Origin of the sequence: Armatimonas rosea, assembly GCF_014202505.1 — a bacterium.
Lineage (GTDB): Bacteria > Armatimonadota > Armatimonadia > Armatimonadales > Armatimonadaceae > Armatimonas > Armatimonas rosea.
This window is the reverse complement of sequence record NZ_JACHGW010000001.1, coordinates 1,451,226-1,465,823: the sequence shown is the minus strand read 5'-3', so window position 1 is coordinate 1,465,823 and position 14,598 is coordinate 1,451,226. Positions and strand designations below refer to the sequence as shown.

The window sequence follows — 14,598 nt, the reverse complement described above, 5'->3', positions numbered from 1 at the left end:
GGCAAAGACGAAAGGAAATCGGATATACTTGGGGAAGCGCTAGCAAAAATAGCATCGGCAATTTAATGGCAGAAAACACCCCAGAGCGACCCATCATGGTGCTGGACACCCCAGCACGCCTCAAGGCGATCTCACATCCCTTGCGGCTGGGCATTCTCCGGGTTCTGGGCGAGGGCTCCCTCACCAATGAGGAGCTCGCCAAAGAGCTGAAGGTGGCATCGGGGAAGCTCTACTTCCACACGATGAAGCTCCTAGAGGTTGGCATGATCGAGCTGGCGGGGACACGGCAAAAAGGCCCCCTCACCGAGAAGCTCTACCGCGCCGCGATCGGGGGGTTTGTCGCTCCCGACGAAGACCGAAGCTCGGCCTACTTTTCTGCCCCGCTCCAGGCGGCGCTGGATCTCTACCGCAACACCTGGAATGAAGTTGGAGACCCTCACGGCGTGGTTGCCTACCACTATATTACAAACCACACTCCCGAGAATGAAGCGAAGCTGATCAAGCGCCTCTTCGAGCTCAGCGATGAGTTCCAGGCGCTCTCCGTTCCCGCCGAGACTCCCGGAAGCCGCCAGGTCTCGCTGATGTACTTAATGCACGGTCTCTCCCCCAAGCCAAATCACGAAACGGGGACCCATGAGAGCACTGAAACTCCTTCCGATAGCGCTGACGCTAAGCCTTCTTAGTGTCGCCCTGGCTCGTGCCGCCGACCCACCGCCCGAGCCCGATAAGATCCTGCTGAGTATCCCCGATGCCGGGGGGCTCCGGATGGTGGTCAAGACAGGCAACAAGCTCGCCGTCCATGTCGCCGGCCACGACCTCCCCGAGGTTCCCCTCGACTCGATCCCCAATGTCCCCGCCTTCAGCGCCGACTCCGCCGGGTATGTCAATGGCGGCTCCGAGACCCTCAACCGGGAGCACACGCTCCGCAATCTCTTTGGGACCGGCCTTGGGCTAAAAATTCAGGCAAGGACCAAGCTCACCGCCAACCCCTCTGGGATTGTCCTGGAGAAGGCGGGAACCTCGGGCTCGGGTGGGGTGGCGCTGGTGCTTCCCGTCAAAGACAAAGACGGCAACCCTATCGAGGTGGATGTCGCGCCGCTGACGATCCAGCGCAACGGGGCGATCAGCTTCACAGTGACATCGAACCTGCCCGCCAGCAAGCTCCCTATCAAGCTCCCCGGGGGGATTCTCCTCTCCGCCAGCAGTGTCAAGGTCAGCTACAGCCACACGCCGGGCAGCGACGACGACGATGCGAAGATGGAGCTGGGCGATGTCACGGTCCAGGCCCCGATTCCCGGCATGCTCACCGGCGACAACAACCCCGTCCCCCTCACCCTCTCCGTGGCGAGTGCCTCCGTCAACACCGATGGCCAAGTGAGCTTTAAGGGCGCTCAGCTCAAGACCGCCCCCGCGGGGCAGGCCCCAGCCCAAGTGGCCAGCACCCGCAGGCTGGTTCCCGCCGCCGTGGCGCGTGGCCGCCGCGACGGCATCAAGTTCCCCTACACCATCTCCCTGATGAAGCCCGCGGACTTTAATATCGTCCTCAAGAGCCCGTCGGCGGTGACTCTGGACATGGAGAACAATCTCCCCAAGGGCTTTACCCTCACCTGCGATATCGAGCTCCCGCAAGACTTCACCCGTGTCCCAAGCACACCGCCCAGCGCCGACGATAGCAAGCGGGTGACGGCGGAGGAGGTCAAGTTCGATCTCTCGACCAATGGCTTCCAGGCCGAGCTAAAGAAGCCCGTCACCGCACTCTTCAAGGGCTTCAAGGTCGCGATCACCGAGGCGACCCTTGACTTCTCAGAGGCGGGAAGCCCTGCGGGAGTCCCCGGTGGCCCCAGCTGGGAGGGGGTCTTTGTCAAGAAAGCAACCCTGACCCTACCCGAGACCATCCAGCAGGACCCGAGCGCCCCGGTCGATCCCAGCGCCGCTCCGGACCCCAGCGCGCCCAAGACGCCGGGTAGCTCGGTGCCGGTTACGGTGAAGGTCTCCAATGCCTGGATCGACAACAACGGCTTCACGGGCACGGCGGAGGTGAGCGGCGGCAAGCTCAGTATTGAGGACTTCCCTGTCGATCTGAAGAAGCTCAGTGTCAAGGTCCAGCGCAACAGCCTCAAGGAGTGTACGATCGCGGCCTCCCTGGCCCTCAACGGCCTTGGCGGCCCACCGGACCCGTCGGGGAAGGCGGCCGCCGCCCCCAAGCTCGATGTGGACGGCTCGGTGAGCAACACGGGGCTGGCCTCGCTCCATGTCAAGACCGGCAAGGTCTACCTGGATAGCTTCAACGCCATCTTAGAGATCGAGGATGGCACGGTTCTACACACCCCCGCCAGCGGCACCAAGCCCGCCGCGACAACCCTGGGGCTCTCAGGAAACTGGAGCTTCACCGAAAAGGCCCCCGAGTCGGTGCAGGGAGTGGCGGTTCAGGTCAAGGGCTTGCAGATCGACTCCCAGGGCAAGTTCGCCCTCGACTCGCTCTGGATCGACCTGCCCGCCTCCACAAAGCTCGATATCGGGCCGGTCTGCCTGGAGGCCGACCAGATCGGCTTTGGCGGGATCGGACCAGGCACCCAGCACGCCTGGGTGGGGCTAACTGGCAGTGTCGAGCTCAGCGGCGACCTCCCCGTGCAGGCCTCCGCGGACTTCGATGGGCTGACGATCTTCGACAACGGCGATATCAATATTGGCCGTATCGGGATCGACTGCGACGTCAAGAACATTGTCCATGTCAGCGGCTATATCGAGCAGACCGATGGCTACATCACCCGGACCGTCGCGGGGCGGTCGGGGGGTAAGGCCCTGAATGTCGGCGACAAGATTCCGCTGATGCTCAGTGGTAACAAGCCCCTCAAGGTGGTGGACGGCCAGGTCTCGATCTCCCTGCCCATCCTCGGGGGCGACCCCGACAGCGACTCCGGCCCCGGCGGCACGGTGGAGTTCCTGGTCGCGCGCAACTGCTGGTTTGTGATGGGCAGCTTCAGCAGCACCAGCCCGCTCATTCCCCTGGGGCAGTCCGGGCTCGCGCTCTACGGCTTCGGCGGCGGAGTCGGCTACAACATTACGTCCGAGGTGCCCGGAGCGGTCGGCATTCCGGGGCGCTCCTACCAAGTAGTCCCCGATCTCGCCGCGATTGACGGCAAGCCATCGGCGAGCGGCCTGCCCAATATCATTGCGCTCGCCAGTGTCCGGCTGGGCACCGTGGCGACTCCCGCACCGGTCTGGGGCGATATCACCCTGGTCGCCGATATCGGTAAGCTCACCTTCACCCTCCAGGGCGACTGCTACCTCGCCGACCCCATGCCCGCCGAGGTCCCCGCGAGCCCCGACAAGATGAACCGCGTGCTGAGCGCGGCGATCAGCTACGACGGCCTCAGTAACACCTTCCAGATCCGCGGGGTCGCCGATCTTTGTATCCCGAAAAAAGACGACAAAGACGCCATGGGCAAGCCCTACAAAGATGCCTCGGGCAAGGTGATCGACAAGACCCTGATGCGGCTCCACGCGCCGTTCCTCTTCAAGATCGGCAAGTACGACCCCAACACCGACAAGGGCTTTGAGCAGGACACCAACAGCCGGGTCTTCTTCGCCAAGCTGGGCGGGCCGATCAACCTGGGACCGGAGACCACCCAGAACGGAGTCACCGCGCACCGCAGTCTGTCCATCAGCGACCCGGTGACCCTCAAGATCCGCGGCCTCGAGCCCATCCAAGGCGCGATCAGCGTGGACCTGAACAAGGGCGAGTTCCTCGCGGGGCTCAAGATCCACCAGACCTTCCACGCCGACTCGGGCGGGGCACAGACCTACGATGCGACGATCGCGGATGTGCATGTGGCGACCATCAAGTACCAGTACACACTCGACGGGGAGTTCGATGCGCTAGGCTGGCTCAAAGTCGGCTTCGCCGGTCTGGGGAGTCCCAAGCCAGGGAGCCCGGCCCTCGACGATAACCTCAATGCCTCTGGGGAGTTCTATCTCTACGCCCTGCTCAAGGGCAAGGCATCGGGCATCCGTGTCGATCCCGCGTGGGGCTTTGCCTTCAATGTCCCCGATATCGGAATCTCTGCGGTGCTGGAGGCGGACCTGACAGGCTCGGCCACCAAAGACAAGCTCTCTATCCACGGTCAGGCCTACGCCGACCTCGGCTTCACGATCAAGGGGCACACGCTCTCGCTGCCCTTTGCAAAGGATATCGAATGGACCTACAACTAAAGACGCTCGCGCCTGTCTTTGCGCTCACGCTGGCGAGCGGGGCCTGGGCCCAGAACCAGCTTGAGCTCATGGCGGCGCGCACGGTGGTCAAAGAGCGCCCCCAGGTCCGGCTTCTCTGGATGGTCACACAGGGCTGGCTACCGGAGGGGGGAGTCAATCTCTACCGCTCCGACCAGCCCACCAAGCCCCTCAACGAGAGCCCGATCAAGCTGGATGCGAAGTTCAATCTCGATGCCAAGCTCGCGCCGGGCACCCGCTCGGGAGCCGCAAACAAGCTCTTTGGTCAGGCGATTGCGCGCACCAGCACCGAGACAACCCTCTCCAGCAAGGAGGCCTTTGCGGACTTCAAGCAAAAGCTCCAGGATGTCCAGTCCGAGCCCGGGGTGCGCGGCTCGCAGATGGCGGCGAAGGCTGCCGCACAGGCTCCCAAGGTGATTGCCTACCGCAAGCGCCTCGCCCCGCCCAAGGCCCCCGCGGACCTGAAGGGAGGTGTCCCGCTCACGGTGGAGGAGCAGATCAACAGCGCCCGCATCCAGGTGCTTCTCTCCGCCCTGACCAGCTACGAGGCGGCGCAGAAGTTTGGGCTGGCCTTTATCGACAAGACCGCCCGTGCCGGTGTCGCCTACACCTACACCCTCCGCGCCGTGGACAAGCAGGGCAAGGAGCTCCCCGGCGATATCGCCACGGTCCAAGTGCCCGCCTCAGGCAGCCTCACCCCACCCGCCCCTGCGGAGCTCAACGGCGTCCAGCTGAGCCAGACCAGTATCGCCCTGCACTGGGAGCCCCTCACCGCCACGGAGGAAGAGGCGCTGGTCGGGGCGACCTACGCGGTCTACCGCGAGGGCAAGAAGCTCAACGAGACCCCGCTGCGTATCGCCTTCCAGCCCACGGTAGACACGACCGGCAAGCTCGATGGGAAGCATATCGCGCCCATGGTGAGCTTTATCGACTCCACGGTTCCCCTTCCACAGACGGTCGGAGCGACCAATCTCAACTACAGCGTGATCCTCACCGATGCCTTTGGCCGCGAGAGCACCCCGGCCAAGCTCGCGGTCTCGCTGGAGGACCTGCGCACCCCTGGCCCCGTCACCAACGTGATCGCCGTTCCATCGCGGACCACCCCCGGAGCCCTGCGGGTTGTCTGGGCACCCCCCAGCGACGACACCGGAGATGCGCCCCTCAGCCCACTGAGCTTCGACCTCTACCGCACCGAGAGCAACCAGCCCGAGGTGGCCTTGACAACCCCGACCACCCGGATCGGCAATACCCCCATTAGCACGTCGCTCCTCCAGGCCCCCGAGCTCAAGGACATTACCCTGCGAGACTTCCTCAAGGTCATGCCCCAGTGGGAGGCGATGCTCACCACATCGGTGGACCTGAGCAGCTTAGGCAACCTGGGCGGCGGGATCATCCCGGCGATATTTAGCAAGGACGAGCTTACTGCCCTGCGCGACCAGCCCCTCACTGAGGTTCTACGTCGGCTCACCGACCTCCAGACCAGCACCACAGACACGGTGCGGGCCAATGCGGCAAAGAACTTCCTCACCGTCCATGCCCAAGACCCCAACGCCCTCCGCTTCTTCCTGGACACCACCGGGGTTCCCGATAAGAACTATAGCTACCGGGTCGCGGCGTGCTACACGACCAACCCGAGCCACCATGGGACGCCTGCCCAGTCCGCTGTCACCGCGCTTCCGAGCACGGCGGCTCCCGCGGCCCCTGCTGCGGGCTGGAGCCTGAGTGCGACCTTCGCCAAGGGGGCTGGGAGCTTTGGCTATCTCCAAGACGGCACCTCTCCCACCCTGCGCACCAGTGGGCGTGTGGGGGCGGAGACCATGACCTCTGTCTTGGCCGCAAAGCAGGCAAAGAGAGCCGGGGCAGGCAAGCCGGGGGGCTTCGTTGCAGGAAACGATGCCAAGGCCAAGTTCGGCCCCTCAGGCACGAAGCTCTTTAAACCCACGACGACCAAGGCGATCGCGGGCAAGGTGACGGTCAAGTGGCAGCCTGCGGTGTTCACCTCGCCGACCACCTACCGGGTCTACCGGGCCGTGGCGACCGGGCTCTTTCCCACGGCACCGATAGCCTCGGCGGGCCAAGTTCCCCAGCCCAAGGCCCCGCTCAATCCCAAGCTTGGCATGCCCCAGAAACCCGGCTTCAAGGACATTGTCCAGCAGCGCCTCGCACCCGTTAAGTACTTCGAGAACTACCCCAGTGTCCCACGGCAGAACTACGTGCTCCTGGGCGAGACCACCAAGACCGAGTTCACCGACACGCTCGGGGTCTCGCAGCGGACGCACTACCACTACCGGGTTGTCCCGGTCAGCCGCTGGGGAGTCGAGGGCCCGGAGACACCGGTCACCGATGTCTTGGTGCCGGCAACCCTCCCGCCCAGCACCCCGACACTCCTCAGCGCAGTGGTCGATGAGCTCCAGGACGACGGCCGGGTGCGGCTGGCGATCAGCCCGGGCCCGGCCAATGAGAACATCACCCGCTACGCGGTCTTCGCCAAAGCGGTAGATGCAGCCGCAAGAGTGGTGCAGCGCGAGCAGTCGCGCACCCATGTGGCCTCGACACAAAACCTACCGATCCGCCAAGCCCCTACGCTCTCGCAGAGCAGGCTACGCAACCTCAGCATGAAGGACCTGAAGGCCAATGGGGGGGCGCTCCTGAGGACCCTCCTAGACCCTCAGGGCTATGTCAAGATCGGTGAGGTGGCGGCATCGGCCAATCGGGAGCAGCCCCTGACCTTCGTGGACACCAAGACCCCACCGCGCGTCCCCATGGCCTATCGTGTCGTGGCGATCAACGAGGACCAGATCGGCTCACAGCCCTCCAATGTGCTGGATGGCACGGCGCTCAAAGTCCGCTGTGAGTCCCCGCGGAGCTTTACCAGCGTGCTGGCACACGACAGCACCACCGGCACTCCCCAGGCAGAGCTCCACTGGCAAGCCCCCGCCAGTGAGGTGCCAGCGAGCTATGTGCTGGAGCGTGCCACCCAGAAGCTCACCGACACCGCGGCCCCCAACTTTATCAAGCTCCCCTCCCCCACCGGGCTTCAGCTCCTGGATGGTGATGTCCGCAGTGGCCGCAAGTACACCTACCGCCTGCGCGCGGTCGATAGCGAGGGCCTCTTCTCCGAGCCCCTCACCGCCACCGTGGTGGTCCCCGCCCTCGCGGCTGCTAGCTTTGGCGACCCCGCCCCCAGCACCACCCCAGCACCGCCGCCGCCTGTCGCGCCGGTCAAGCCCAACCCCGTGGAGCCGACGGGCGAGCTACTGCCCCGCAGCAAGAGCGCCCAGTTTGGTAAGTGGTACCGCTACGACACCGACAACCGCTGGGCCTTCTCGATCCTGACGGCGGAGTACACCACAGCAGCCTTTGTCTGGGGCCCCAAAGACGACACCAGGCTCTTCTACCCTACTCCCCAGGAGAAGTTCATCAAGCTGACGCTCGCGGTCAAGAACATCGGCAAGGACTCCTACGAGTTTGGCTACCAGAGCCTGATCGGGCATGGGGTGAGCGCCGATGGCAACAACGGCCCGGACTTCCAGAACTTCAAGCGCACCGACAACGGCAACCAGAGCCAGCAGCTCCTGCCCGCCGGCAAGACCACGACAGTCGAGGCGATTGTCACGGTCAGCGCCACGGGAGCGGCCAAGGCGATCCATGTCGGCGAGACGGTCTTCCCGCTCGGTGAGGGCAACACGGTCGCCAGCCTGCCACCGTTCTTGTCCAAAGATGGTGTCACGGTCGCCGCGGAGGTTCCGGCCCAGCGCGGCCAGGCCTATCCCGGCGCACGCTTTGAGGCCGCCTTTGTCGGGATCACCCGCAGCTCGGCCATGTTTGGCGACCAGGCGCTCGAAGACGGCAAGGAGTTTGTGATTGTCACGCTCGCGCTCAAGAACAAGGCCATTGAAGAGTCTAAGGCGGAGTACCAGACCTTCACCTTGACGCTCTACGACACCGACGACGACAAGTACACCGCGGACAAGCCCTACAAGGAGACCAAGCCCGAGCCGGTCACCGCACCGCTGGCTCCCACCGGCACCGACGGCGACTCGCGCCTTGTCCGCTATCTCTTCACCGTCCCCAAGGGAGCGAGCTTCAAGCGCATGACCCTGCGCGAGGGAGATGCCCGCACCTATGTCTACCCACAAGGAGAACTAAAATGAAAGCTCAGCAGCTACTCACCGCTCTCGTCTTTGCCACACTCGCGGCTCCTCAGGCCCACGCCGATGTTATCTTCAATAACTTTGGGGCAGGCAATGCCTACAACCCAGGGGCTTGGGAGATTCGCGGCATCAACAATATCTCCCGCCAGGATCGGGCCAAGTCCTTTGTTCCCACCCAGACCTACAGCCTGACGAGTATCGAGCTGGCGCTCTACTACGAGACGGGCGATAACCGCTTCACGACCCTGATCTGCGCGGATAGTGGCGGTCAACCCGGAGCGGTTCTGGGCAGTGTCAGCCAGCCCGCCACGGCTGCCCCCGCGTTCACATCGGCGATCTACTCCTCCAGCTTCTCGGGGATCACGCTCAGTAGTGGCACGACCTACTGGGTGGTCCTTCAGGCCCTCACCCCCGCCACGGGCAATGGAGGGTTCTGGTGGGGCTCCAGCCCGACAGGCGATAAAGGGCACTCACTCTACGAGGCCGATGTCGTCTCAGGCATCTACTCCTGGAGCGCACAACCTAGCTCCTCGGCTCCCGTCGTGCGGGTCAATGGGACACTCGCCGCCACCCCCGAGCCGAGCGCACTGGCGCTTCTCTGCCTGGGAATCCCTGTGTTTTTAAGGAAACAAGCCAAATGAAAGCTCTCTCGCTCGCCGCGACACTGCTCTTGATCGCTCCTGCCCTTGCTCAGAAGCCCAAGCCAAAGGCTCCGCCCGCGAAGCCCCCTCAGGCGAAGCCCGCACCGAAAAACGAGACCAAGGGGCAAGGACAGCTCCAGGGGGTCAATGGGCAGTTTGGCGTGGTCTACTCCCTCCAGAACGAGCTCAACGTCTCGATTCTCTCGGCCAAGTACACGCTAGAGCCCTTTCGTTGCTACAGTGCTACCGCTCCCAAGACCGAGGAGAAGCTGGTCGTGCTCAACGTGGCACTGAAGAATGTCTCCCCGAAAGACAACTGGTTTAACTCGGATGGCTTCTTCACCCTGGTAGATGCTCAAGGCAATCTCTATCCCAACGCGAGCTGGGCACTCCAGAGCAACCCCGATGCGGAGTTCGCCCCCACGCTACGCCCGGGCCAAGGCCTGGGGCAGGCGACGCTCAACGATGCGGTGCAGGCAGCGTTTGTTGTCCCCGCCAAGGCACGCATCGTCAAGGTGATGATCAACCAGGGCCGCCTAGGCCGCGCCGATGAGAAGGTCTTCCGGTTCTTTGTTGCCGGTGCGACCAAGGAGGAAGCGGGCGAGGCGGGCGATCCGAAGAATACCGTGGCCGCGCTTCCGGCCAGCGCAGCTGACTCCAGCGACGCATCCGGAGCGACTCCGCTCGCGGAGGGCAAGGGCACTCCTGGGCAGTACGTGCCCTCAGGGAACTTTCTGCTACGCCTCGATAAGCTCGCCCTCTCCAGCGCGGAGCTGAACGGCAATCCCCCGGAGGAAGGCAAGCAGTTTGCGGTCGCGACAGTCACGGCCAAGTTTGCCAACAAGGGCACGGGCTCGGTCTTCGATATCACCGGCGGCGACTTCCCCCTCCATGCCCTCACCGATACCGATGGCGAGAGCTACAAGCCCACGGCCTACTACAAGGCCAGCCGCGACGAAGACGCCAGTAAGGAGTTTAAGTTCGGCGACGAGTACACCTTCCGGATTGTCTTCCAGGTTCCCAAGAGCGCCAAGCTCAAGAAGCTCACCCTAGGCTGTGGCGGCGCACACAAGTGGGCCTACGAAGGAATTTTTTAGAAGCGCGGATTCTGGGTAAGATAGAGCCATGAAACAGCTCCTTCTTCTGGTTTTGCTCTGTCTTACCCTGCCCACAGCCCACGCACAGAAAAGCCGAGACTTGTCATCGGGGCGTATCGGGCTTGAGATTGAGGGACAGTTTGTCGGCTGGGTCAAGTCCGCCGATGGGGGCGGCCCCGTGGCCGATGTGGTCCAGGAGAAGGCAGGCGGTGGCCAGGCCCCTAAGAAGCACCTTGCCGGAGTCCACTACGACCCCATCCACGTGGAGTGCTACATAGATGCCCTTCCCGCCCTCGCGGAGTGGCTACGCGATACCAAGACCCAGGGCAAGCCCCGCCGCAATGGCGCCCTGATCGTCGCTGACTTCAACTACAAGGCAGTCACGCGCCTCGAGTTTCAGAACGCGCTGCTCACAGAGTTTAGCCTTCCCGCACTGGATGCGACCTCGAAGGAAGCGGGACTCATCAGTGTCACTTTCCAGCCGGAGAACACACGGCCCGTTGACGGCAAGGGGGCCAGTACCGCTGCCCTCTCGGGAAAGACCAAGGCATTGCTTGCCAACAACTTCCGCCTGACGATCCCTGGGGTTGACTGCTCCCGTGTCAGCAAGATCAGCGCCATAACCTACCGTCAGAAAGTCGCCGCGGGTGGCGCTGGTGCCTACCGTGAGCTCTCCCAAGGGGGGCAGCTGGTCGAGATCCCAGACCTAACCCTGGCGGTCGCCGAGAGTGCCGCAGGTCCGTTCGCCAGCTGGCTCCAGGACTTTGTGGTCAAGGGCAATAACACCGACTCCCAGGAAAGAGAGGGCAAGCTAGAGCTGCTTGCCCCCGACCTTAAAGAGGTCCTCCTGACGATCAACCTGAAGCACCTGGGAATCTACCGAATCGCCGACGACAAGACCAGCACTACTTCCCAGCTGGTTCAGCTCTATCTTGAGGACTTTGAGCTTATCCTAGCAGGGAAGTAGTGCCGCTTACTGCCCCGCGTTGTAGAGGAAGCCGTGCATCACGACATTCCAGACCATGGTCTCCCAGGTCGTGAACTCGTTGCTATTAATCAGAGACCAGCCCTGGGCATAGCGCCGCTGGCCCGGTAGGTTGTCCCAGGTCGGGTAGAGCTTATCGGAGACCGCTTTCTGGTAGCCGACCGCGCTCCGGTTCATGGTGGGACCATAGACCAGAATCCCAGGGACATTCCCCTTGGGCTGGCCTTGGTGGCTAGCGTTCAGCCCGTCGCTGAGGCCCTCCTTCGTGAAGTAGGAGTCGCACTGGAGCGGGGAGTTGAGCTGGGAGCTCCCTAGCCCTGTGTAGTACGAGATCCCCAGCGGATTCAGCCCTAAAGCATAGTCGGCGTACTGGCTGACCGCATTGAAGTAGCGCTGCTTCTTGACCGGGTCGGTGGTGAAGAGCCAGGCGAAGGCATAGAGGTCGGCGTAGCGCCCCTGCGCTGTCCCCGAGCCCCAGCCCAGCGACTTGGTCACCCCCTGCGGGTAGGGCAGGTTCTCCGGGGGCGGGCCCATGTAGCCGCCGCGGTCGGCAAACTGGAGGATCTTCGCCCGGAGCGCGTAGGCAAAGGCACTGTCCACGGAGCGTCCGTGGGCGAGTAGATAGCTCACAAAGTGTGCGGTCTGGCAGAAGGCATTGCTATTTCCTGGCTGGTACTGCTCGGGCCAGACCCCCACGCTCAGCACAATCGCGTTCGCGGCGCTCTGGAAGAGGCTATGGTAGCTCAGCTCGCCCGTCGCCAGGTAGAGCTGGAGCGCGGCATAGAGGAAGCAGGTCTTGGGAGCGCCGACATTGGCACGCTGCAGGAGAAAGCCCCAGGCCAGCTCGGCGCGTGCCAGGAGCGCCTGGGCGCGTGTGGGGTCGTAGCGCTGGACCAGCCGCGCGGCCTGAGCGAAGATCCCCGCGCAGGTGGCGGTGTGCTCCACCTGGACCTCCCATGTGCCGTAGAGGCGACGGTCGTTGGCGGCGCTGTCGATCCCGTAGTTGACATTGGCAAAGGTCTCGGTGCCCACACAGACTCCCCCACAGTCCGGGTCGGCGACCTCGGTCACCTGGAGGTTCTCCCAGAGCCGCACGCCCCAGAGTGCCTCGCTCAGGAAGTCCGGCATGCCATCGCCCGACTCGGGGATGTTGTACTGGTTATCGACAAAGTTCCCCGGAAACGAGTCGAAGTACGAGAGCATCAGCACGGAGATAATCGTGTGAAAGGGCCGCCGATCAAAGTCGCCCGCATCGTGGTAGCCCCCCGAGATCGGCTTGCGCGGTGTCAGCGGCGAGGCGCTGATAAAGCCACTGCGGGACCAGATCGTCCGCGTATCGACCACCTCAGCATGACAGCACGGGCGCGTGTACTGCGTGTAGGGAGCCTCCAGCGCGATCCCACAGCGCTGGTGGTAGAGCCCCCGGGTGATCGTCCGCGCGAGCTGCCGGCTGTACTCGTCCCCGATCCCAAACGAGTAGGAGCGCCCACAGCCCGGCACGGAGATAAAGTACGGCCCGCCCGGCGGCACCGCATCGAGCCGGAGCCGATAGACCTGCTCCCCCGAGCTCACCGCTGTCCCCGAGACTGTCGTATCGTTGCCCACGTAGCTGCCCATGCCCTGGTAGACGACCGTCCCGGTGGGCTCATGAACCACCTCGTAGGGCGGCAGCGATGGTAGCAAGAGGGAGCCCCCATCGCCCAAGTAGACCCCGAAGTTGGCATAGCGCGACGTGCACCGCTGGTTGTAGCCCACCTGGTTGACCTTGATCGACTCACAGCGTGTCTCCCAGCTCCGAAAGGTCCAGGTGCGGGTGCCGTAGGGGGTGCTCAGAAAATAGGTCCTCCCCTCTTGGAAGGTCTGTGGGAGGCGCAGAAAGACCCAGTAGCGCATGGTCACGGGGTAGAGATTGGGCCGCCCAAAGATCGCCTTTTCTTCGTCCCAGGGCATGGCGTAGCAGCTCACCACCGAGGGCTGGCTGCCGTCCAAGCTCCAGGCGGCGGGGTTCTGATCCGGCAAGGAGACCGCCCCTGGGGCGTTGTGCAGTCCTGACTCTAGAATAACCACGAGAATATCCGGCGTTGCGGTGGAGAGATCGACGAGGCGAAACATATATAACTTTCCTACTATAGACTGTAATTTGTATCTACCTAAGTTATTCCATATCCCCAAGCCGCTTCCCGTATAAATTCCTCTCAGCCTTCTGCCTCAAAGTAGACTGTCCCAATTAATTGGGTATACTCTTGCTATGATAGTTGGAGTAATTCGCGAGATAAAAGACGACGAGAACCGGGTGGGGCTCCTACCCGCGGGCGTCGAGGCGCTGGTAACCGCAGGCCACACCGTTCTGGCCGAGACCTGCTGTGGCTCCGGGATCAACTTCGAGGACGAAGACTACGCCGCGGCCGGAGCGCAGATTGTCTCGTCGGCGGAGGAGGTCTTTGCCCGCTGCGAGATGGTGGTCAAGGTCAAGGAGCCCCTGCCGCAGGAGTGGCCGCTGATGCGCGCGGGGCAGATTCTCTTCACCTACTTCCACTTCGCCGCCAGCCGCGCCCTCACCGATGCCTGCCTGGAGTCCGGCGCGATCTGTATCGCCTATGAGACGGTCGAGACCCCCGATGGCCTGCTCCCGCTGCTCGCCCCGATGAGCGAGGTGGCGGGGCGCATGGCGGTGCAAGAGGGCGCCAAGTACCTGGAGCGCGCGATGGGTGGCCGTGGAATTTTGCTCGGTGGCGTCCCCGGTGTCGCGCCCGCCAATGTCGTGATTATCGGGGGCGGCATGGTCGGCACCGAGGCGGCGAAGATGGCAGCAGGCCTTGGGGCCAATGTGAGCCTCTTTGATGTCTCGATCCCGCGCCTGCGCTACCTCGACGATGTCATGCCTAAGAACGTGACGACCCTCTACTCCACCCTCGCCGCGATCCGCGAGAAAGCCCTCCAGGCCGATCTCCTCATCGGGGCCGTGCTGCTTAAGGGCGCAAAAGCCCCGACACTGGTCCCCCGCACCGTGGTCGCGCAGATGAAAAAAGGCGCCGTAATCGTAGACGTAGCCGTGGACCAAGGCGGCTGTATCGAGACGACCCACCCCACTACCCACCAGAACCCGACCTACTTCGTGGACGGTGTCCTGCACTACGGAGTCGCCAACATGCCCGGCGCGGTCCCGCACACGTCGACCGCCGCGCTCACCAACGCGACCCTCCCGTATGTTCTCTCCCTCGCCAAAAAAGGCTGGAAGAAGGCCCTCAAGGACGATGCCGGGCTCCGCAAGGGCCTCAATATTGTCGAAGGCAAGCTCACCTACGAGCCCCTCTCCGAGGAGTTCAATATCCCCTTTGTCGCCCCGGAGAGCCTACTGGGATAGTTAGGGCCATCTCCTCGGCTCGTTCCTCGTCTCCCCTCTTCCCGGGTGCCCTCTGGGCGTTGCTCCTTCGTCGCGGGAAGAGGGGCTAGCAAAGATGCTTCCAGGCCCATTCATGGGTCTTGCCGCA

Annotated in this window: 8 protein-coding genes; 7 read left to right on the top strand and 1 reads right to left on the bottom strand. The window is 63.5% G+C overall.

Annotated features, from left to right (window positions below):
- Window positions 1-65: 65 nt before the first annotated feature.
- From HNQ39_RS06780 to HNQ39_RS06755, 6 genes are read left to right on the top strand one after another with little or no spacing between them, the layout of a single operon-like run.
- Entirely contained in the window at window positions 66-683 is a 618-nt protein-coding gene (locus HNQ39_RS06780; RefSeq protein WP_184193184.1) for a winged helix-turn-helix domain-containing protein, read from the top strand.
- Window positions 634-4,212, top strand: coding sequence for a hypothetical protein (locus HNQ39_RS06775; protein WP_184193183.1), 3,579 nt, complete (start codon window positions 634-636; stop codon window positions 4,210-4,212). The genes HNQ39_RS06780 and HNQ39_RS06775 overlap by 50 nt, the downstream gene beginning before the upstream one ends.
- Window positions 4,197-8,384, top strand: a complete 4,188-nt coding sequence (locus HNQ39_RS06770) for a fibronectin type III domain-containing protein (protein ID WP_184193182.1) — start codon at window positions 4,197-4,199, stop codon at window positions 8,382-8,384. Before HNQ39_RS06775 ends, HNQ39_RS06770 begins: the two co-directional genes overlap by 16 nt.
- Entirely contained in the window at window positions 8,381-9,025 is a 645-nt protein-coding gene (locus HNQ39_RS06765; RefSeq protein ID WP_184193181.1) for a choice-of-anchor R domain-containing protein, read from the top strand. Before HNQ39_RS06770 ends, HNQ39_RS06765 begins: the two co-directional genes overlap by 4 nt.
- The gene (locus HNQ39_RS06760; protein ID WP_184193180.1) at window positions 9,022-10,122 is read left to right on the top strand and encodes a DUF4352 domain-containing protein; all 1,101 of its coding nucleotides are present in this window, start codon (window positions 9,022-9,024) and stop codon (window positions 10,120-10,122) included. The genes HNQ39_RS06765 and HNQ39_RS06760 overlap by 4 nt, the downstream gene beginning before the upstream one ends.
- A 28-nt stretch (window positions 10,123-10,150) precedes the next feature.
- A complete protein-coding gene (locus tag HNQ39_RS06755; RefSeq protein ID WP_184193179.1) occupies window positions 10,151-11,089 on the top strand; it encodes a phage tail protein in 939 nt (312 codons plus the stop codon).
- Between the two features lie 6 nt (window positions 11,090-11,095).
- Here HNQ39_RS06755 and HNQ39_RS06750 read toward each other — a convergent pair whose 3' ends face one another.
- On the bottom strand, window positions 11,096-13,219 hold the full coding sequence (locus HNQ39_RS06750) for a glycoside hydrolase family 9 protein (RefSeq protein WP_184193178.1): 2,124 nt from the start codon (window positions 13,217-13,219) through the stop codon (window positions 11,096-11,098).
- A gap of 136 nt (window positions 13,220-13,355) precedes the next feature.
- Here HNQ39_RS06750 and ald point away from each other — a divergent pair, with 136 nt between their 5' ends.
- Window positions 13,356-14,471 carry an alanine dehydrogenase gene (gene ald / locus HNQ39_RS06745; RefSeq protein ID WP_184193177.1) on the top strand — a complete coding sequence of 372 codons (1,116 nt, stop codon included), beginning with the start codon at window positions 13,356-13,358 and terminating at the stop codon, window positions 14,469-14,471.
- The last annotated feature ends 127 nt before the right edge of the window (window positions 14,472-14,598 follow it).